Source organism: Dyella sp. NPDC103356, assembly GCF_055584465.1.
In genome coordinates, this window is sequence record NZ_JBVJLZ010000005.1 from 253,746 (window position 1) to 272,351 (window position 18,606).

The 18,606-nt window shown below is 61.8% G+C and carries 11 protein-coding genes; 7 read left to right on the forward strand and 4 right to left on the reverse strand.

The genetic code is table 11. From position 1 onward, the window contains the following. The first annotated feature begins 262 nt into the window (after window positions 1-262). From gltB to ACZ6WW_RS13665, 4 genes are all read left to right on the forward strand, one after another. Window positions 263-4,705 (forward strand): glutamate synthase large subunit, encoded by a 4,443-nt coding sequence (gltB, locus tag ACZ6WW_RS13650; RefSeq protein ID WP_465274685.1) that lies wholly within the window; start codon window positions 263-265, stop codon window positions 4,703-4,705. Beyond that, window positions 4,702-6,114 (forward strand): FAD-dependent oxidoreductase, encoded by a 1,413-nt coding sequence (locus tag ACZ6WW_RS13655; protein ID WP_465274686.1) that lies wholly within the window; start codon window positions 4,702-4,704, stop codon window positions 6,112-6,114. The genes gltB and ACZ6WW_RS13655 overlap by 4 nt, the downstream gene beginning before the upstream one ends. A gap of 285 nt (window positions 6,115-6,399) precedes the next feature. Beyond that, complete coding sequence (locus ACZ6WW_RS13660) at window positions 6,400-7,275, forward strand: methylglyoxal synthase (protein WP_465274687.1); 876 nt, start codon at window positions 6,400-6,402, stop codon at window positions 7,273-7,275. Between the two features lie 10 nt (window positions 7,276-7,285). Beyond that, a complete protein-coding gene (locus ACZ6WW_RS13665) occupies window positions 7,286-8,056 on the forward strand; it encodes an NRDE family protein (RefSeq protein ID WP_465274688.1) in 771 nt (256 codons plus the stop codon). Window positions 8,057-8,152: 96 nt separating this feature from the next. Here the strand turns inward: ACZ6WW_RS13665 and ACZ6WW_RS13670 are convergent, their stop codons facing one another. Next, entirely contained in the window at window positions 8,153-8,806 is a 654-nt protein-coding gene (locus ACZ6WW_RS13670; protein ID WP_465274689.1) for a hypothetical protein, read from the reverse strand. Between the two features lie 510 nt (window positions 8,807-9,316). Between ACZ6WW_RS13670 and ligB the strand changes: the two genes are divergently transcribed. Then, window positions 9,317-10,984 (forward strand): NAD-dependent DNA ligase LigB, encoded by a 1,668-nt coding sequence (ligB, locus tag ACZ6WW_RS13675; RefSeq protein WP_465274849.1) that lies wholly within the window; start codon window positions 9,317-9,319, stop codon window positions 10,982-10,984. 2 nt (window positions 10,985-10,986) lie between these two features. Here ligB and ACZ6WW_RS13680 read toward each other — a convergent pair whose 3' ends face one another. Continuing rightward, window positions 10,987-11,385, reverse strand: a complete 399-nt coding sequence (locus ACZ6WW_RS13680) for a YchJ family protein (RefSeq protein WP_465274690.1) — start codon at window positions 11,383-11,385, stop codon at window positions 10,987-10,989. A 213-nt stretch (window positions 11,386-11,598) separates the two neighbouring features. On the opposite strand from ACZ6WW_RS13680, the gene ACZ6WW_RS13685 reads away from it, so the two are divergent. Then, entirely contained in the window at window positions 11,599-13,503 is a 1,905-nt protein-coding gene (locus tag ACZ6WW_RS13685) for a CocE/NonD family hydrolase (RefSeq protein WP_465274850.1), read from the forward strand. A 172-nt stretch (window positions 13,504-13,675) separates the two neighbouring features. Continuing rightward, a complete protein-coding gene (locus ACZ6WW_RS13690; protein ID WP_465274691.1) occupies window positions 13,676-14,626 on the forward strand; it encodes a hypothetical protein in 951 nt (316 codons plus the stop codon). A 60-nt stretch (window positions 14,627-14,686) separates the two neighbouring features. Here the strand turns inward: ACZ6WW_RS13690 and ACZ6WW_RS13695 are convergent, their stop codons facing one another. Further along, window positions 14,687-14,884 (reverse strand): hypothetical protein, encoded by a 198-nt coding sequence (locus ACZ6WW_RS13695; protein ID WP_465274692.1) that lies wholly within the window; start codon window positions 14,882-14,884, stop codon window positions 14,687-14,689. Between the two features lie 271 nt (window positions 14,885-15,155). Next, window positions 15,156-18,359 carry a bifunctional proline dehydrogenase/L-glutamate gamma-semialdehyde dehydrogenase PutA gene (gene putA / locus ACZ6WW_RS13700; protein ID WP_465274693.1) on the reverse strand — a complete coding sequence of 1,068 codons (3,204 nt, stop codon included), beginning with the start codon at window positions 18,357-18,359 and terminating at the stop codon, window positions 15,156-15,158. Window positions 18,360-18,606 lie beyond the last annotated feature (247 nt).

Genomic DNA, 18,606 nt, shown 5'->3' on the forward strand with positions numbered 1-18,606 from the left:
TCTGTCGCCGAGTTCGCTCGGCGATAGTCTCAAGTGAAACCATTAAAGCGCGTCGGGCAACCGGCGCGCTTTTTTTTGTCCACAGGGCAGGGAAAGAAAAATTTCGTTGCCGAAACGTTTGGACGTCCAGAGGCCCAAACGACCCGGCTTTGACGCGACGCAGCAAGTGTGGTGTAGTCGGAGCCATACTCGCATGGGGCTTCGGTGCTTTTCGCACCGAGGCCTTCTGCGCCCAGCAAATGCACGAGCCGGGGAGGCTTAGATGGCAGAGCCAGGCAACACGCTGTACGACGCAGCCTTCGAACACGATAGCTGTGGTTTTGGACTGGTCGCCCAGATCGATGGGCGCGCCAGCAAAAAACTCGTCGATACGGCCTTTGTCGCGCTCGCCAAACTTTCCCACCGCGGCGGCGTCAACGCCGATGGCGTCAGCGGCGATGGTTGCGGCGTCCTGATTCATCGGCCGCAGCCCTGGCTGTCGGCGCTGGCGGCTGAAGCCGGCTTGGCGCTCGAAGAGCGCTTCGCTGCAGGTCTGGTATTTCTGGACCCTGCGGGGGGAGACGCTGCCGCGCAATTGCTCGAAGCGCGCCTGCATGAAGAAGGCCTGCGTGTTGCCGGCTGGCGCGACGTGGAAGTCGATCCGCAGGCGTGTGGTCCCTTGGCCGCGTCGGCGCGTCCGCGCGTGCGACAGATTTTCGTGCATGCGGCCGAAGGCAGCGACGACGCGGCGTTCGAGCGTGCCCTGTTCCGCGCACGCCGGCGCGCCGAGACGGCCTTGAGCGACGATCCGCACTTCTATGTGGTCACGCTGTCCGCTCAGGTCATCGGCTACAAGGCCATGGCCGCGCCCGGTCGCCTGCGCGATGTGTTTGCCGATCTCTCACACCCCGCGCTGGTGTCGGACGCGGTGGTGTTCCATCAGCGTTTCTCTACCAACACCACGCCGCAATGGCGGCTGGCGCAGCCGTTCCGCATGCTGGCGCATAACGGAGAGATCAATACGATCCGCGCCAATCGACGCTGGATGCAGTCGCGCGAATCGATCCTGCGTTCGCCTCTGCTCGACTTGTCGGACATCGGCCCGCTGGTACGCCAGACCGGTTCGGATTCGGAAAGCCTGGATAACGCGCTGGAAGTGCTGCTCGCCGGTGGCATGGACCTGCTCGCGGCGATGCGCATGCTGGTGCCGCCGGCATTTGCCGCGCGCGAAGGCATCGACGAAGATCTGGCCGGCTTCTACGAGTACTACGCGCTGCATAGCGAGCCATGGGACGGTCCAGCGGGCCTGGTGATGTGCGACGGCCATTACGCTGCGTGCACGCTGGATCGCAACGGCCTGCGCCCGGCGCGCTGGGCCTTGTCGGACGACAATCATCTGATCGTGGCATCGGAAGCTGGATTGTGGGACGTACCCTCGTCGCGCGTGATCGCCAAGGGCCGGCTTGCCCCCGGCGAGATGATCGCGGTCGATTTCGCCAACAAGCGCCTGCTGCGCGATGCCGACATCGACGATATCAATCGTCGCCGTGCACCGTTCCGCGACTGGCTGCGTGCGGGTGTCAGCTATCTGGAATCGGACCTGATCGATCCATCGCTGGCTGCCGAGCCGTTGCCGGCCGAGCAACTGCGCTGTTATCAGAAGCTCTACGGCCTGTCGCGCGAGGAGCGCGAGACGGTGCTGAAGGCCCTGGTCGAGCTGGAGATGGAGGCGACCGGTTCGATGGGTGACGACACGCCGATCGCGGCGATGTCGCGCCAGGTGCGGCCGTTGTTCGATCGTTTCCGTCAGGCGTTCGCGCAGGTCACCAACCCGCCGATCGATCCGCTGCGCGAAAAGCTGGTGATGTCGCTGGTGACGCAGATTGGGCCGGAGGGCAACGTCTTCGACCTGCAGGCGGAAAACGCCAGGCAGATCCTGATCAACTCGCCGATTCTCTCCCAGCGCAAATTGCGCCAGTTGCTGGCGATGCCGCAGTTCGCCAGCACGCCGCGCTTCGATCTGATGTACGCGCCGGAGCAAGGCCTGGAAGCGGCGCTGCGTCACTTGTGCGAAGAGACCGCCGAAGCCGTGCGCGGCGGTTGTTCGCTGGTCTTCCTCAGCGATCGCTATCCGGAGCGCGGTCTGCTGCCGATTCATTCGCTGCTTGCGGTCGGCGCGGTGCACGCGCACCTGATCGATCAAGGCCTGCGTTGTCAGTGCAATATTCTGGTCGAGACGGCGACGCCGCGTGACCCGCATCAGTTCGCCTGCCTGATCGGCTTCGGTGCGACGGCCATCTATCCGTGGCTGGCCTATCAGAGCCTGTTCGAGCTGGGCCGCGAAGGGCATATCGCCAACGACCGTATGGAAATCGGCCGTAGTTATCGCCGCGGCGTGCGCAAGGGCTTGTTGAAGATCCTCTCCAAGATGGGTATCTCGACGGTCGCCGGTTATCGCGGCGCGCAGCTATTCGAGATCGTCGGCCTGGCGCCGGAAGTAGTCGAGCTGTGTTTCCCCGGAACCCCTTCGCGTATCGGCGGCGCCGGTTTCGCCGAACTCGAACACGATCAGCGCCTGCTGGCTGCTGAGGCCTGGAACGAAGCGCTGCCGTTGCGCGCCGGTGGCCTCTACAAATACGTGCACGGCGGCGAATACCACATGTACAACCCGGACGTGATCGCCACGCTGCAAAAGGCGGTACGTACGGGCAGCGCGGCCGACTATCGCGCCTATGCGGATTTTGTCGATCACCGGCCGCCGTCGGCGCTGCGCGATCTGCTGGCGCCAAGGGCCGCGTCGAGCGCGGTGCCGTTGACCGAGGTCGAGCCGGTCGACGACATTCTGCGTCGCTTCGACTCCGCCGGCATGTCGCTGGGCGCGTTGTCACCCGAAGCGCACGAAGCCCTGGCGATCGCGATGAATCGCCTGGGTGCGCGCAGCAATTCCGGCGAAGGCGGCGAAGACCCGGTGCGTTATGGCACCGAGAAGATGTCCAAGATCAAGCAGGTCGCCTCCGGTCGCTTTGGTGTGACGCCGGCGTATCTGGTCAATGCGGAAGTGCTGCAGATCAAGATTGCCCAGGGCGCCAAGCCGGGCGAGGGCGGTCAGCTTCCGGGGCACAAGGTCGACGCGACCATTGCGCGCCTGCGTTACGCCAAGCCCGGCATCGGTCTGATCTCGCCGCCGCCGCATCACGATATCTATTCCATCGAAGATCTCGCCGAGCTGATCCATGACCTCAAGGAGGTCAACCCGCAGGCGCTGGTGTCGGTCAAGCTGGTAAGCCATGCCGGTGTCGGTACGGTCGCTGCCGGCGTAGTGAAGGCTGGTGCGGATCTGATCACCGTCAGCGGTCACGACGGCGGCACGGGCGCCAGTCCGCTGACCTCGATCAAGTATGCGGGTACGCCGTGGGAACTGGGTCTGGCCGAGACGCAGCAGACATTGCGTCGTAACGATCTGCGCGGGCGTGTACGCCTGCAGACCGACGGCGGTCTGAAGACCGGCCTGGACGTGATCAAAGCGGCCATGCTTGGCGCGGAGAGTTTTGGTTTCGGCACCGGTCCGATGGTCGCATTGGGCTGCAAATATCTGCGCATCTGTCATCTCAACAATTGCGCGACCGGTGTGGCAACACAGCACGCGGTGCTGCGCAAGGAGCACTTCATCGGCCTGCCGGAAATGGTGATGAACTATTTCCGTTTTGTCGCCGAAGACGTGCGCGCGCATCTGGCGCGTCTTGGCGTGCGTTCGCTGGCCGAGGTGATCGGTCGTAGCGATCTGCTCGAACAGCTCGAAGGCGCCACGCCGGTGCAGCACAAGCTGGACCTGCGTCCGCTGATCGATGGCGACAGCCTGGGTTCGAACGTCGACTTTGCCTGCACCTTGGCGCGCAATCCGATGCGCGACGAAGCGGCGCTGGCCACGCGTATTGCGACGGATACCGCCGCCATCGTGGGGGCGGGTACGGGCGGTGAATTCGCCTACGACATCGTCAATACCGACCGCGCCATCGGTGCACGCCTCTCCGGCGAGATCGCGCGCGTGCATGGCGACCACGGCATGGACGAGTCGCCGATTATCCTGAGGTTGAACGGCGCGGCCGGGCAAAGTCTCGGTGCCTGGAATGCCGGCGGCGTGCATATCGATCTCACCGGCGAAGCGAACGACGGCGTCGGCAAGGGCATGGCCGGTGGCCGCATCGTGGTTCGCCCGCCGCTCGATTCGCCGTTTGCCAGCCAGGACGCCGCCATCATCGGCAACACCTGCCTGTATGGCGCCACCGACGGCGAGCTGTTTGCCGCCGGCCGCGCCGGTGAGCGTTTTGCCGTACGCAACTCCGGCGCGCTGGCCGTGGTGGAAGGCGCCGGCGACCACTGCTGCGAATACATGACCGGCGGTGTAGTCGCCGTGCTGGGCAAGGTGGGCCTGAACTTCGGCGCGGGCATGACCGGTGGTTTTGCGTACGTGCTCGATCTGCAGCGCGACTTTGTCGACTGCTACAACCACGAGCTGGTCGACATCCTGCGTATCTCGCCCGAAGGCATGGAGCATTACATGCAACACCTGCGCGGCCTGGTCGAGCGTCATGTCGCGTTGACCGGTAGTGATTGGGGTCGACAGATCCTGCGCGACTTCCGCGGCTTGCAGTACAAGTTCTGGCTGGTCAAGCCGAAGGCGGCGAGCCTGTCGGCGTTGGCAGAAGAGCTGAGGAGCGCCGCATGAGCGACAAGGCCTTCCAGTTCCTCGACCTCCCGCGACAAACGCCGCGCACCGTTCCCGTGCAAGTACGCGTCATGGGCTACGGCGAAATCGCCGGCGAGTTCGCCCTGCCGCAGGCTTCCGGCCAGGCCGGGCGCTGTATCGATTGCGGCAATCCGTATTGCGAACACGCCTGTCCGGTCCATAACTACATTCCCAATTGGCTCAAGCTGGTGCAGGACGGCCGTATTCTCGAGGCCGCCACGCTCATGCACGAGACCAATCCCTTGCCGGAGATCTGCGGACGCGTCTGTCCCCAGGATCGTCTGTGCGAAGGAGCTTGCACGCTGGAGCAGACGGCGTTCGGCTCGGTCACCATTGGCAGCATCGAGCGCTGGGTGACCGATGAGGCCTTGCGTCAGGGCTGGCGGCCGGATCTGTCGCGCGTGCGCGAGACCGGCAAGCGCGTGGCGATCATCGGCGCCGGTCCGGCCGGGTTGGCCTGCGCGGATCGTTTGCGCCGTGCCGGTATCGCAGCGGATGTCTACGATCGCCAACGTGAAATTGGTGGCCTGCTGACCTTCGGCATTCCGCCGTTCAAGCTCGACAAGGACATTGTGCGTACACGTCGCGACGTGCTCGAAGGCATGGGCGTACGTTTCCTGCTCGGTCACGAGATCGGTCGCGATATCGAATTCGGTCAGCTACTCGACGATTACGATGCGGTGTTCGTTGGCACCGGTGCCTACACCTATGTCGATGCGCAGCTGCCGGGCCGTCAACTGCATGGCGTGCACGATGCGCTGCCGTTCCTGATCGGCAATACCGAGCGCCTTATGCGTGACGAGCCGGTGGCGCATGCCTTCGATTTTCACGGCAAGCGCGTAGTCGTGCTTGGCGGCGGCGATACCGGTATGGACTGCAATCGCACTGCCATTCGTCTGGGCGCCAAGTCGGTGACCTGCGTCTACCGCCGTGACGAGGCGAACATGCCCGGCTCCGCTCGCGAAGTGGGCTATAGCCGCGAAGAGGGCGTGGAGTTTCTGTTCCATCGTCAGCCGCTGGAGATTCTTGGCGACGATCAAGGCCGGGTGCGTGCGGTTCGCGTGGTCGAGACCGCGTTGGTGGACACGGGCGATGGTCGGCAGCGTCCACAGAACATCGAGGGCAGCGAGCACGAGATCGAAGCCGATGTGGTGATCCAGGCCTTCGGCTTTCTGCCGAGCCCGCCCGATTGGCTGCGTTCGCATGGGGTGGAATTGGAAGCCTCGGGACGTATTGCGACAGGCGTAAATGGTGCGTTGCCGCTACAGACCAGTCATACGCGTATCTTTGCGGGTGGCGACAATGTGCGTGGTGCTGATCTGGTGGTGCGCGCGGTTTATGACGGGCGTGAAGCGGCTGGCTCTATTGCACAGATGTTGCTGGTCTGAAGATCCGGCCGTGTAGAAACGACTTCTGGAAGGCTTGATAAAGCCTCTCCTACTCGTCATTCCGGCGCAGGCCGGAATCCACGCCCTTAGCGTGGGCTGCTTGCCAAAGGTCGTCTGACAAGCGAGGCCTGAGGAATGGATCCCGGCCTGCGCCGGGATGACGAAACAAACTGAGGTCATTGGAGACTCTCTCCCATAACGATGCCGGGGTTGCATCAGCTTCGCTTGTCGCCCCACTGGAAGCGCACAGGTACACTGGCGATTATCGAAGCGCCAGGGGCCGTCATGCGGATAGGGCTTGCCGCCAATCAGTTGCACCACAGCCACGCCGACGCGGCCTTGTTCCGTTGGCTGCATGCCTGCGGCAAAGGCATCCGTGAACTCGATCTCACGCTATGCGCCGTTGGCCGCACCTACGATGCCATCGTGGCCGACGACCGTTTCGACGACTACGCCGGCCTGCATCGTTATCCGAACGGCCGCGAAGGCGGCCTGATGAAACTGGTGGCCGAGGTCGTCGGTTTGCCTGAATCCGATCGTGTACTCGACGGCGCCATCTACCTGATCGACCCGGTCGACCCCTCGTCGATCTTTCCAGAAGCCATCGCACTCAAGCGTCAATGCGTCATCCATCACAAGCCGTTTATTTCGACGGTCGCCTCCGCACGCGACTGGATCGAAGTCGAACGCATCCATGCGAATCTGACACCCGACCACGACGCAGATAATTTGTATGCGTTGGAAAACCACACGCTCGCGTTGATCGCGCACGATGCCATGAAAGAACAGATGCTCGCCTACGCGGCGGCGCATTTCGATGTGCTGTCGCGATTCAAGCACCGTGTCGCCACGGGTACGACCGGGCATCGCCTCAACGAGATGGCGTGGCGTCTGGGTTGGCCTGCGGACAAGCCCTGGGCCGCTCGTTATCAGAGCGGCCCCTTGGGTGGCGATGCGCAAATCGCCGACTTGGTACTGGAGCGTCGGTGTCAACGCGCGATCTTTTTCGAAGACCCGCACGTGGCGCGCCAGCACGAAGCCGATATCCAGTTGCTGGAGCGCGCCGTTACGACCGTAACCGACGAGGCCGTCTGCATGACGTCGCCACGTGTTGCCGCACGCTGGGCCGAGGCGGTACGTAAACGCGCGGCGCTGCGTTGAGGATGTCACGATGTGCCTGATTGCATTCGCCTGGAACGCCCATCCGCACTGGCGGCTGGTGCTGGCCGGCAATCGCGACGAATTTCATGCACGCCCCAGTGCCGAACTGGCGCGTTGGCAGGACAAGCCGATCATCGGGGGGCGCGACCTGGAGGCCGGGGGTACCTGGCTCGGCGTCACCGATGACGGCCGCTGCAGCGTCGTCACCAATGTGCGCGATCCACGCGATCCGCAGCTTGGTCGTTCGCGCGGGCTGCTTGCGCTGGATTACCTGGGCGGAACGGCTGATGCAACAGCGCATGCATCGCGGTTGGTCAACGAGGCGGCGGTTTATCGGCCTTTCAACTTGCTGACTTTCGATACGCATAGCGCATTCTATTTGGGTAATCGCCCCGAATCCCGCAAGCACATGATCGATGACGGTGTTCATGGCCTTTCTAATGCAGACTTAGATACGCCATGGCCAAAGGTGCGCCGGCTCATGATGCGAATGAGTGATTGGTTGCAGGCAGAGAGTATGGGCGACTTCTCCACACTTTTCGATGCGTTGGCCGACGAGCATCTGGCACCCGATATCGAACTGCCAGACACCGGTGTAGGGCTTGAGCGCGAGCGTTGGTTGTCAGCTGCTTTTATTCGCGGTGAGCTATATGGTACGCGAGCTAGCACTGTCGTTGCCATCGCCTACGATGGCCAGGGGATTATCACGGAGCGACGCTTCGGTCCGAATGGGCAGGCTAGTGGTGAAACTAACATGCATTTTGGCAAAGATCATGGCTAAAATGAATTGCTCTTTGGTATTGGAAGTGGCCAGAGACCACCCATCTTCTTTATAAGCGGTGCACTGACGCACCGCTTATTTTAGTTGCAATAGCTGTCAAAAATTTGTCGGCACAAACATCTTCACCTGGAATTGCGTACTAAAATATATCCCAGGATATAACGGGCCCGCTGGCTGAGCTCCAGCAAGAGGATTATTTGGATCGAAATTCTGCTGGAATGTTATAGTCGCTCCATTTGAAAATACAAATTCGTATGTAGAAGGACCAATTGAAAACATGTTTGGATTGCTTTCTGTTGACTTGTATACGCCTAGAAGCTTGTCCGCTGAGCTATAAACGTCCATTATGTAACCTATGCTTATCACGGCTGCTGTTTGTTTATCGACAACTTCGTCGATTTCGATCCCATATGACTGCTTGCCACTAGACTCCGTGAAACTAGCATCCATGCTCACTGTATAGGTAGAACCGTTATCTGTTAGGGAAAAGGCGGGATTGGCCGCAGTCGAGCTGCCTGCCTCTATGAGCCCCTTGCCAGGATCACTAGGGTCAAAGTTGATAGGGCCTATTCTCGGAGTTCCAGCGTGATCAGCTTGTAAGCCGCACAGCCCACAATTATCAAGTATCAGGCTCCACACAGTCGGATCGCCAGGGTTTCCTGGATCTGTGCATGATACACAGTTTGCGGAAACTTGGCCGGCAAAAAAAATGGATGCTATGAAAATAGCATTACTCGCTTTAATTTTCACTCTGACGTCCTCTGGTGATAAAGTCGAATGAAGCGAAAATAGGCTATGCACCTAGTATTAGCTTTTCAAGCGTTAATATTTTCGAGTTGTCGAAATTACTTGGCTTTATATCAATTGAATTTCGTGCGTTTTTACTATTTTGTAAAAACGCCATATGCGTCAGATGTTTGTATGTTATGTGGATCGATAAAAATTTCGTCGTGTAGGATTTTACCTACGTGCTTTTATGATCTGGGCCACATTGTTAGTTCTTGTGATAGCACAGTCGCCTGGCCTTTAAGATCAGCTATCGCCATTGTTGCCGTGATTTACGCATCGGTCGGAGTGTATGCCGAAGGCGCACTTCTTTCCCAAGCGCGCTCAAGATCGCTATGTGGAATTGGATTCAGCACTTATGCGGATTGATGATCGTGTCCTACGACAGATCGGGACGCCGGCTAATGCATGTGCCGCGCCATCTTCGCATCCTCTCAAGGTGAGCGTTGGCTAGGAGAGGCGATGATTCGTGCCATGGGAACTGCGTGGTCAATATGGTTCTGTGCACTGGTCCCGGTACACGCGAGCTGTCCAGGTGGCGTGACCAGGGAGGTCAAGATGGATCTTAGTGAACGACGCGCGCAGCTGGACGAATGGAATTACCTCTATCGCGAAGAAGGGCGCTCGCCCATTGACGATGATATCTACGATCAGCTGCTGCAGCGGTATGAGTCGCTGCGTGCGTGCTTTCCCGGCTTGGCGAACAAACCTGAGCAACTGGGTAATACGGGAGCCGCACGCGCGGCGGTCGTGCAAACGGGGCTGGGCAAGCTGGCGGATGTCGATGCTGTCGCCGAATGGATACGAGTGCGCGACAAAGACGATTTATGGGTCCAGCCGAAAGCCGATGGCGTTGCGCTGACCCTGCTTTATATCGATGGCGAACTACACTCGGCGACAAGCCGCGGCGATGGTGTGCACGGCAGCGATTGGACGCAGCACGTTCGACGCATGCCAACGGTGCCCGCGCGTCTGCGGCAGGCTCCCGCCCGTGTCGTGTTGCAGGGCGAACTGATCTGGCGGCTGCCTGGGCACAGGCAGGCGAGCGCGGGCAGTATTGGGGCGCGATCCAAGGTGGCCGGTGCGCTGGCGCGCGAAGCACTGGACTCGGACACGGCTGCCCGGATCGGTCTGTTCGTCTGGGACTGGCCTGACGGCCCGGACGATATGCAGGCACGTCTGGATGGCCTTGCGGCGATGGGCTTTGGCGATAGCGCTGTTCTGACTCAACGCGTGCATACCCCGCAGGACGTGGCGAGATGGCGAGAGCACTGGTACCGCACGGAGCTGCCTTTTTCGACCGATGGCATCGTCATACGCCAAGGGCGCCGCCCGCCGGCATCGACATGGGCGGCTACGCCGCCAGCATGGGCTGTCGCATGGAAGTATCCGCCGGCCAAGGTCGTCGCCACGGTCGTCGGCGTGGATTTTCGGCACGGCCGCAGTGGTCGCATGGATGCGGTGCTACAGCTCGAACCGATTGCTCTGGGCGATCGCACCGTGCGACGCGTGCTGCTGGGTTCGTTGTCGCGCTGGAAAGCTCTCGATGTCCGGCCAGGCGATCAGGTAGTGGTGGCGCTGGCCGGCCTGACGATTCCGCGTTTCGATGGTGTCGTGTTGCGTGCACCTCAACGCGTCGATGTGTCCATGCCGCCATCGCGGCCCGACGATGCGCTGGCTTGCTGGGAGCCGATGCCAGGTTGCGAGAAACAGTTTCTCGCGCGTCTGGTGTGGTTGAGCGGCAAGAAGGGTCTGATGATCGATGGGATGGGCGAGCGCAACTGGCGGATGTTGATCGACGCCGGACTCATCCGCGGCTTGCTCGACTGGATGAGCTTGACGCCCTCGCAGTTGCAGGCAGTCTCTGGGATTGGCTCCACGCGTGCCTCTGCATGGTCTGCTGCATTCAAACAGGCGAAGCAGCGTGATTTTGCGACATGGCTGCGTTCGCTCGGCATGCCGCCAGCCGGTGCTACCGGTTTGTCGGACTGGAACGCCGGTGCCGCGATGACGGAGCAGGCGTGGCAACAGCACCCGGGCGTGGGGCCGGCACGTGCGCGCAAGCTGAAAGCGTTCTTTGAACATCCCCAGGTGCAATCACTTGCGAAACAGCTGCACGAGGCAGGCGTAGATGGGTTCTAGCATCAGCTCTTGATCTCGCCGTCGATATAAAACCAGCGCCCGTCCTCGCGCACGAAGCGGCTGATCTCGTGCATGCGCTGCGCGCTGCCGCCGCCGTAGCGCAGGCGCGCCACGAATTCGACGATGGCGTGGTCACCATGGTTTTCATGGCGTTTCACATTCAGGCCCAGCCAGGTAGGCGGGGGTTGCTGCGTGGCCAGCTTCAGGTGTGCCGGGCGCGTGCTCGCATGCCAGGTGGCAAGCAGATAGTCCTCCAGTTTCAGCACATAAGCGCTGTAACGCGAACGCATGAGCGCCTCAGCGCTGGTGGCCACCGCGCCCTGATGCAGGAGCTGGCAGCAACGTGTGTAGCCATCGGGGTTGCCGCAAGGGCAGGGTGTGAGGGTGTCGATGGCTTGCACGGGCCGCAGGTCGCTCGCTGGAGGGTTGTCCGGTCATCCTTGGACGAATGCCCACAAAAATCAAATCGATCGAGCGACTAGGCAAGAAGTCATGGTAGGACCGACGCCCAGCCTCGCTTACAGTCGACAGCTTGCGCCATGGCGCTATCGCATTTCGTCACGGCTACCTTCCCTGGGTGGCCCTCAGGAGGTTGCATGACCACCGCACGTCATATGCTTTCCCTTGCCGTACTCGCGGCCGCCCTGAGCGCCGGCATGGCCGGTGCCCAGACCGCGCCGCTGATGCCCGACATCCCGGCCAAGTTCACCGCCCCCACGGAAAGCCTCGACTACGTCAAGCGCGAGGTGATGATCCCGATGCGCGACGGCGTGAAGCTGCACACCGTGATCGTGATTCCCAAGGGTGCCAAGCATGCGCCGATCCTGCTGACGCGCACGCCCTACAACGCCAGCGGTCGCGCCATGCGCCTGGAATCGCCGAAGATGATCAACGAGTTGCCGCAGGGCGACGAGGTATTCGTCAAGGGCGGCTATATCCGTGTGTTCCAGGACGTGCGCGGCAAATACGGCTCCGAAGGCGAGTATGTGATGACGCGCCCGCTACGTGGGCCGCTCAACAGCAGCGAAGTCGATCACTCCACCGATGCCTACGACACCATCGACTGGCTGGTGAAGAACACGCCCGAATCGAATGGCAAGGTCGGCATGCTCGGCTCGTCGTACGAAGGCTTCACTGTTGTGATGGCGTTGATCCATCCGCACCCGGCACTGAAGGTGGCCGCACCCGAAAGCCCGATGGTCGATGGCTGGATGGGCGACGACTGGTTCCACTACGGCGCGTATCGACAGACCAACTTCGACTACATCCTCGGCCAGACGGCGCAGAAGGGTAAGGGTGAGGGCATCCCGCGTGCCGGCTACGACGACTACACCAATTTCCTCGAAGCAGGCTCGGCCGGTGACTACGCGCGCGCGGCAGGTCTCGACCAGCTGCCGTTCTGGCGCAAGCTCGAAGAGCATCCGGCCTACGATGGCTTCTGGCAGGGCCAGGCGCTCGACAAGATCATGGGTCAGCAGCCGCTGACCGTGCCCACGATGTGGCTTCAAGGCCTGTGGGACCAGGAAGACATGTGGGGCGCGATCCATAGCTACGAGCAGGTCGAGCCTAAAGACAAGAATAACGACAAGAATTACCTGGTGATGGGCCCCTGGCGCCACAGCCAGGTGAACTACGACGGCACCTCGCTTGGGCCGATGAAGTGGGACGGCGACACCGCGCTGCAGTTCCGCCGCGATGTGCTCAAGCCATTCTTCGATCAATACCTCGTCGATGGCGCACCGAAGGCCAATACGCCGCCGGTATTGATCTACAACACCGGCGAAAACCACTGGGACCGCTACAAGTCCTGGCCGCTCAGCTGCGACAAGGGCTGCGCCAGCAAGCCGCAACCGCTATATCTGGAGGCCGACGGCAAGCTGGCCTTCCAGGCGCCGGACGCTGCCGCGGCCAAGTACGACGAGTACGTATCCGACCCGGCCAAGCCGGTGCCCTACCAGCCGCGGCCGGTGCATTTTGCCGATCATGAGGCGTGGACGCGCTGGCTGCTCAACGACCAGCGCTTCGTGGATGGACGTCCAGACGTCCTTACCTATGTCAGTCAGCCGTTGACCGAGCCGTTGCATATCGGTGGTGCGCCGGTGGTCAATATGTACGCGTCCACCAGCGGTACGGACAGCGACTGGGTGGTGAAGCTGATCGACGTCTATCCGGACACGATCGCCTCCGACCCGGGCATGGGCGGTTACGAGCTGCCGGTATCGCTGGATATTTTCCGCGGCCGTTATCGCACCAGTTTCGAGCATCCGCAGGCGATCGAGTCGAACCAGCCGTTGCTCTATACCTTTGGGCTGCCGACGATCAACCATGTGTTCCAGCCGGGCCATCGCATCATGGTGCAGGTCCAGTCGACGCTGTTCCCGCTTTACGATCGCAATCCGCAGACGTTCGTGCCGAATATCTTCGACGCCAAGGCGGGCGATTATCAGAAGGCTACGCAGCGTGTATGGCATACGCCGGGTACGGCGAGCTTTATCAGCCTGCCCGTAGTATCCAAATAGGCCTTGGCTGACCGCAGCCTAAGCATGGGGCGGCGGTCAGTTTTCTTCTGATGCCTGCACGGCATCGAGAGTCGCGCACATATCGTCGAGCCAATCGACGATAGTTACCGTCTCGGCGAGCAGTAAAATTACTCCTGCGTGGCAAGGACGCCATGTTATCTAGAGGGATCTTATGAAAAAGATTGTCATCTCCATGCTGTGCACGTTCGGATTCTCCAGTCTGACGCTGCATGTTTCTGCCGAGCAGGTGCAGCCGGCACAGCTAGTGGCCGATACCGTCAATCGCCTCTACAACACGATTACCAGCTCTTGCCAGGAGCCAGATACGCTGGCTCCTCGGGGGCACTATTACTGCAGCGGATTGCTAGTGCGTGCAGTCTCCGACGGAGACTACCTTCCCTGGCTCTATGGCCCAGATGCTGTCCGGTTGGGAGCATCTTCCTATTCCTGGATTCGTGGCGACCTGAATACAACGCAGTTGCTTCGCCCGGCAGGGTTTATCCTGCGCAATCCCTGGTACGGCATCACGGAAGGCTTGCCTGTGCTGGATCAGGGCTTTATGTGCCTGTTCGCGTTTGATGGAAGTACCAGTGGCTCGGGGAATCACTACGGGTGCGGTCATCCGAAGCAAGCGTTGCCGACGCGCTTCCCTCAGCCCTTGGCACAACATCGCAACGTCGATTTTGCCTGGGGCCAATGCGAAGCAGCCGGCATCTTGTCGCATGCGCAATGGGTCGCTTTCCACGAAGAGAATCCACAGCTTCCGTACGATTGGCGGCAGTGTTCCTGGAATGTCGATCGCCCCTTGGCTTGGGATAACGCCCTCCTGGAGCACAGCATTTATGGCGACCGTGGTCACGGAGGCCACTTCTATGTGTGGAACGAGCTTCTACTGAAGATCACCGATGACGGATCGCTCCTGAAAGAGAGGATCGCGGCATTCTTCTATGATCCGAATCACAGCAGCAGCGGTACCAATCCCCCGCTAGAGGCAGCACAGAATTTCCAACGAAAGCTCGATGCTCATGGCTATCAAGTTCCCGTGCTGCGTATCGATTTCAATGCGCCCGCTTCGCAGCGGGTCAGCTACAGGCCGGAAGATCAGGTCATTCAGCTTAATTGACGCGGTATTTGCCGTTGCCGCCCGAACTCATGACAAGCCAGTATGGTTCGGGCGGTTGGCTTACCCTGGCCGAGCGCCGAGGATGCGAGCAGGCAGAAACAACACGGCCTTGAGTAGCGAGAACACTGCATCGACTGTGATGCCGACCAGTCGAAACGGCAGCAGCAACAACCACACGATTGGATAGAGCACCAGCGCAAGCAGCGCCAGCGGCCAGCAGAACACCAGCAATAACAGCCACATCAGGAAACCGACCATGACCGGCCTCGCGGTTCGTTTCGATGGCGGCCACTTTAGTCCTGGCCGGTCGGGGTGGCTAGATGACTGGTGACACCCTTGATGCGGGACGTTAGAAAAAGCCTCAGTTCTCCCTGTCGTCATCCCGGCGCAGGCCGGGATCCAGTGGCTTCGGTTTTCGCGACAGGGCAGATGCTTGTTTGCTCTCGCGATAATCGATCACAAAGCCACTGGGTCCCGGCCTGCGCCGGGATGACGAGCAGGAAAGGGTTTTTCGAGATCGCAGCCGCCCTTATTCCCCGATCGTCAGCAACGACGCATTGCCGCCCGCGGCCGTCGTGTTGATCGTCAAGGTGCGTTCGCCCGCAAAGCGCAGCAGATAGTGCGGGCCACCGGCTTTCGGGCCGGTGCCCGACAGGCCTTCGCCACCGAACGGTTGCACACCGACCACTGCGCCGATCTGGTTGCGATTGACATAGCAGTTGCCCACGCGTGCGCGGCTCTGGATGTATTCGATGGTGTCGTCGATGCGGCTGTGGATGCCCAGTGTCAGGCCGTAGCCGGTGGCGTTGATCTGCTCGACCACCTTGTCCAGCTCGTCGCCCTTCCAGCGGATCACATGCAGCACCGGCCCGAACACTTCGCGGGTCAGCGTGGCCAGCGACGGAATTTCATAGGCGCGCGGCGCGAAGAACGTGCCGTTGCCGGTGTTCGCTGCGTCGAGCTGCACTTCGCCAATCTTCTTGGCCTCTTTGTCCATGCGTGCGGCATGGTCGACCAGAATCTTCTTGGCGTCCTCGTCGATTACCGGGCCGACGTCGGTCGACAGCTGACCCGGATCGCCGACTTTCAGTTCGGCCATGGCGCCGGCAAGCATCGCGCTGACCTTGTCGGCGATGTCCTCCTGCACGAACAGCACGCGCGCGGCCGAGCAACGCTGGCCGGCGGACTGGAAGGCGGAGGAAATCACGTCCTTGACGATCTGTTCCGGCAGTGCGGAGGAGTCGGCGATCATCGCGTTCTGTCCGCCGGTTTCGGCGATCAGCGCGGCGATGGGTGCATTGCGTGCGGCGAGGGCGCGGTTGATCGCCCAGGCGGTTTCGGTCGAGCCGGTGAAGGCGACGCCGGCAACACGCGGGTCCTTGGTCAGCGCGGCGCCGACGACAGCGCCGTCGCCCGGCAGGTACTGCAGCACGTCGGCAGGTACGCCTGCGTCGTGCAACAACTGCACCGCGACAAAGCCGATCAGGCTGGTCTGTTCGGCCGGCTTGGCGATCACGGCATTGCCGGCGGCGAGCGCGGCCGACACCTGGCCCAGGAAAATCGCCAGCGGGAAATTCCACGGGCTGATACAGACGAACACGCCACGGCCATTCAAGAACAACTGATTGCTTTCGCCCGTCGGGCCAGGCAACTGTTCCGGGTGACCGAACAGGCGGCGCGCCATCGTGGCGTAGTAGCGCAGGAAGTCGGCCGCTTCGCGGATTTCGGCGATAGCGTCGGGCAGGCTCTTGCCCGCTTCGCGCACGCACAGGGCGATGAATTCGCCGCGGCGCGCTTCGAGCTGATCGGCGGCGTGCTCCAGGATCGCCGCACGGCTGGCGGCCGGCATGCGGTCCCAGGCGGGCTGTGCGGCAACCGCGTTGGCGAGCGCCTTGTCGACCGTGGCGGCGTCGGCACTGACATAGCTGCCTACACGCTGGCGACGATCGGCCGGGTTGGTTACCTCGACCGTGGCCGCACCGACTTGCGCGCCGGGAACCAGCGGGGTGGCATTCCAGCGGCCGGTGGTGCCGGGCGGGCAGGCGGCGTTGACCGCGTCGGCCAGGGCCTTCAGTTCGTTGTCGTTTGCGAAGTTCATGCCCATGGAATTCTTCCTGGTTACAAAATTTGCATTCTGCGCAAGCGCAGAATGGTCACCATACAGATTGACCGGCAGCGGGATGCGCGGGTGGGGAATGGAGGCGAAAGCGCGTACGGTCTCGCACGGATCGGCCACCAGTTCGCGTACCGGCACGCTCTCGTCTACGACGCGGTTGACGAAGCTGGTGTTGGCGCCATTTTCCAGCAGGCGGCGCACGAGGTACGGCAGCAGGTCTTCATGGCTGCCCACCGGCGCATACACGCGGCACGGCACGTTCAAGTTCTGCGCGCCGATCACTTCGGCGTAGAGGTCCGTACCCATGCCGTGCAGGCGCTGGTATTCGTAGGGACGGCCCTGTGCGATGTGATGGACCGCGGCGATGGTGTGCGCGTTGTGCGTGGCGAACTGCGGGTAGATCAGCTCCGCGCCGGCATTGAACAGACGATGCGCGCAGGCCAGATACGACACGTCGGTATTGGGCTTGCGCGTATAGACCGGGTAACCGGCCAGGCCGTTTTCCTGCGCGCGCTTGACCTCGGCGTCCCAATACGCACCCTTGACCAGGCGCACGTACCAGCGGCGGTTGGCCTGGCGCGCGGTCTCGACCAGCCAGTCGATCACGAACGGCGTGCGCTTGCCGTAGGCCTGCACGACGATGCCCAGGCCGTTCCAGCCTTGCAGCGACGGGTGTGCGAACACGTCGCCGATGATGTCCAGCGACAGTTCGAGGCGGTCGGCTTCTTCGGCGTCGACCGACAGCGCAATGCCTTGCTTCATCGCCAGCTGCGACAGTTCCAGCAGCTTGGCGGTGAGGTCGCGGCGCGCATGTTCGCGATTGGCGACCTCGTAACGTGGGTGCAGCGCGGAGAGCTTCACCGAGATCGACGGCGCGTCCGTGTGATTGGCGAACGGGCCGCGCGAACCGATTGCGGCAATCGCGTTGCGGTAATCCTGCTGATAACGCTCGGCGGTTTCGCTGGTGAGTGCCGATTCGCCGAGCATGTCGTAGGAATAGCGATACATCGCGTATTCCTTCTTGGCGCAGCGGTCCAGCGCTTCGTCGATGGTGCGACCCATCACGAACTGGTGGCCCATGATGCGCATCGCCTGACGCACCGCCAGGCGGATCGCCGGCTCGCCGGCGCGGCCGACCAGACGGCGCAATGCGCTGGCGAAGTCGTGGCGGGTTTCCTCGGCCAGATTGACCAGCTTGCCGGTGAGCATCAGGCCCCAGGTCGAGGCGTTGACGAAGACCGACTCACTCTGGCCCAGGTGCTTCTTCCAGTTGGCGTCGCCGAGCTTGTCGCGGATCAGCTTGTCGGCGGTTGCCTTGTCCGGAATGCGCAGCAGCGCTTCGGCCACGCACATCAACAGCACGCCTTCCTCGCTGGAAAGGTCGTACTGGCGCATGAACGATTCCACCGCGCTCTGATCCTTGGCGCGTGCACGTACGCGCGTCACCAGATCGGCGGCGAGATCGATCACCTTCTCGCGCTCGGCGGGCGGCAGCGAGGCCTGCGCCAGCAGATCGTTGACCGCTTCGGTTTCGTCGCGGAGCCATGCCGCGGTGATGCGGGCACGAGCGGCGCTGGCGCCGGGCGGGAGTTCGGGGCTGAGGATGGGCTGGGTCACGGTACGGCTGGGTGGGGGAAAGGGTGAATTGTAGGGGTGGGGCGGGGGGAACGCATCCGTATGGGGCACAAAGGCGCCGCGAACAACCTCAGTTTCTATCGTCATCCCGGCGCAGGCCGGAATCCAGTGACTTTGCGGTCGGCTGTCGCAAGAGCGTTCAAGCGTGGGCTCCATCGCGAAAGCCGGAAACCGGAGCCACTGGGTCCCGGCCTGCGCCGGGATGACGAATCAGGGAAGTTTTTCGGAA

What these genes read in the sequence shown, in the direction of transcription:
- gltB (WP_465274685.1), top strand. Translation starts at nt 263, where the DNA reads ATGGCAGAGCCAGGCAACACGCTGTACGACGCAGCCTTCGAACACGAT.
- ACZ6WW_RS13655 (WP_465274686.1), top strand. Translation starts at nt 4,702, where the DNA reads ATGAGCGACAAGGCCTTCCAGTTCCTCGACCTCCCGCGACAAACGCCG.
- ACZ6WW_RS13660 (WP_465274687.1), top strand. Translation starts at nt 6,400, where the DNA reads ATGCGGATAGGGCTTGCCGCCAATCAGTTGCACCACAGCCACGCCGAC.
- ACZ6WW_RS13665 (WP_465274688.1), top strand. Translation starts at nt 7,286, where the DNA reads ATGTGCCTGATTGCATTCGCCTGGAACGCCCATCCGCACTGGCGGCTG.
- ligB (WP_465274849.1), top strand. Translation starts at nt 9,317, where the DNA reads ATGGGAACTGCGTGGTCAATATGGTTCTGTGCACTGGTCCCGGTACAC.
- ACZ6WW_RS13685 (WP_465274850.1), top strand. Translation starts at nt 11,599, where the DNA reads ATGCTTTCCCTTGCCGTACTCGCGGCCGCCCTGAGCGCCGGCATGGCC.
- ACZ6WW_RS13690 (WP_465274691.1), top strand. Translation starts at nt 13,676, where the DNA reads ATGAAAAAGATTGTCATCTCCATGCTGTGCACGTTCGGATTCTCCAGT.
- ACZ6WW_RS13695 (WP_465274692.1), bottom strand. Translation starts at nt 14,884, where the DNA reads ATGGTCGGTTTCCTGATGTGGCTGTTATTGCTGGTGTTCTGCTGGCCG.